General features: G+C 70.1%; 1 protein-coding gene. It reads right to left on the reverse strand.

From position 1 onward, the window contains the following. On the reverse strand, positions 1-1,085 hold a 1,085-nt coding region (gene rsgA / locus AOK24_RS07440; RefSeq protein WP_055719249.1), incomplete at its 3' end, for a ribosome small subunit-dependent GTPase A. Between the last annotated feature and the right edge of the window lie 385 nt (positions 1,086-1,470).

A 1,470-nucleotide genomic window follows, 5' to 3' on the forward strand; every position in this document is an offset into this window, starting at 1 on the left:
AGATGTGTATGAGGGACAGCCTCCGCCCCCTTCGCCTTCCACTCGCGCCGGATCTCCGCCCTCAGCCGCGCATCGGACTTGGCGACGATCCACTGGTTCTCACGGACCAGCTTGCGGTAGCTGTCGAGGCGGCGGGCGGACAGCGCGCCCTCGGAGAGGGCCTCCAGGACGGCGCACCCCGGCTCGGCGTCGTGGGCGCAGTTCTGGAAGCGGCAGTCGGCAGCCAACTCCTCGATCTCGGCGAAGACTTGGCCGACGCCGCTGCCCGCGTCCCAGAGGCCGACGCCGCGGAGGCCGGGGGTGTCGATGAGGACGCCCCCGGAGGGGAGTGTGAGGAGGTTGCGGGTGGTCGTGGTGTGGCGCCCCTTGCCGTCGACGTCGCGGGCGGCCTGGACGTCCATGATGTCGGCGCCGGCGAGGGTGTTGGCGAGGGTGGACTTGCCCGCACCGGAGGCGCCGAGGAGGACGCAGGTGCCGCGTCCGAGGAGCCCGGCGAGCTGGGAGACCCCTTCGCCCGCGAGCGCGCTGACGGTCAGCACCGGCACCCCCGGCGCGGTGCTCTCGACGTCCTTCACGAGGTGCGCGAGGACGGCGGGGTCGGACACGAGGTCGGCCTTGCTGAGGACGACGACGGGCTGCGCCCCGGACTCCCAGGCGAGCGCCAAGTACCGCTCCACACGCCCGAGATCGAGCTCGACGGCGAGGGAGACGGCGATCACGGCGTGGTCGACGTTGGCGGCGAGGACCTGCCCCTCGGACCGCTTGGAGGAGGTGGACCGCACGAACGCGGTCCGCCGGGGCAGCAACGTCCGTACGTAGCGCGGGTCTTGACCCGCGGGGTCGACGACGGCCCAGTCCCCGGTGCACACGACCTTCATGGGATCGCGCGGCACGACGAACTCGGTGTCGGCGCGCACGACACCGTCGGCGGTGACGACGTCGCACATGCCCCGGTCGACACGCACAACTCGCCCGAGAACAGCGCCCATCGAACGGTGGGGCGCGAAAACGTCCTCCCAGTCCGCGTCCCACCCGTAGGCGGCGAGCGGATGCGAGGAAACGTCGGAAGAAACGGAGAAACTCAAGGGAAACCCTTCACAAGGGCGGCCCCGGCGACGCTCGTTGAGCGCTAGACAGTGAGCCGACGACCGCGGAAGTGGAGCAAGAACACCTGGTTGCCGCGGGACACACCCGCCTGGAGAGCAGCCATGACTCTCACCTCCCGGTCTTTCGTCGACGTCCTGTACGGGACCGGCACAGCGTAGAGAACCGGTGAGTGCGTTCACCACTGGTTTTCCCCGCGCGCCCCCGGTTCCTCAGAGCCGCATCAGAGTCCCGTCAGAATCGTCTCGGAGTTTGCCGTCTGCGCCCTGTCGCGCCGGGCCTCCCCTTCCAATACCCCGGGTAACGGCACGAGTTCATCACACGGCGACCGTACGATCCACTCCCCGCCCCGGACGTGTCCGCCCC

It is taken from the genome of Streptomyces niveiscabiei, assembly GCF_001419795.1.
Classification (GTDB): domain Bacteria; phylum Actinomycetota; class Actinomycetes; order Streptomycetales; family Streptomycetaceae; genus Streptomyces; species Streptomyces niveiscabiei.